General features: G+C 49.1%; 1 protein-coding gene. It reads left to right on the plus strand.

What is annotated here, in order from left to right; translation table 11 throughout:
• Positions 1 to 517, plus strand: a 517-nt coding sequence (locus I8751_RS30005) for a WD40 repeat domain-containing protein (protein ID WP_225894505.1), incomplete at both ends; no start/stop codon positions are given.

The raw sequence follows: 517 nt of genomic DNA on the forward strand, positions 1-517 counted from the left end.
AAACTGTGGAATCGGGACACAGGTAAAGTTATCTCTACCCTAGAAGGTCATGGCGATGCGGTCTATAGTGTGGTGTTCAGCCCCGACGGCAAAACCCTAGCCTCTGCTAGTTTTGACAAGACCATCAAACTGTGGAATCGGGACACAGGTAAAGTTATCTCTACCCTGTCAGGTCATAGTAGTGTGGTCTATAGTGTGGTGTTCAGCCCAGACGGCAAAACCCTAGCCTCTGCTAGTTTTGACAACACCATCAAACTGTGGGATCGGGACATAGGCAAAGTTATCTCCACTTTAGAAGGTCATGGCAAATCGGTCTATAATGTGGTGTTCAGCCCGGACGGCAAAACCTTAGCCTCCGCCAGTGGTGACAAGACAATCAAGCTGTGGAATCGGGACACAGATAAACTCATCTCCACTCTAGAAGGTCATAGCGAATCGGTCTATAGTGTGGTGTTCAGCCCAGACGGCAAAACCTTAGCCTCCGCCAGTGGTGACAAGACAATCAAGCTGTGGAATC

Source organism: Atlanticothrix silvestris CENA357 (assembly GCF_016056295.1).
GTDB lineage: Bacteria > Cyanobacteriota > Cyanobacteriia > Cyanobacteriales > Nostocaceae > Atlanticothrix > Atlanticothrix silvestris.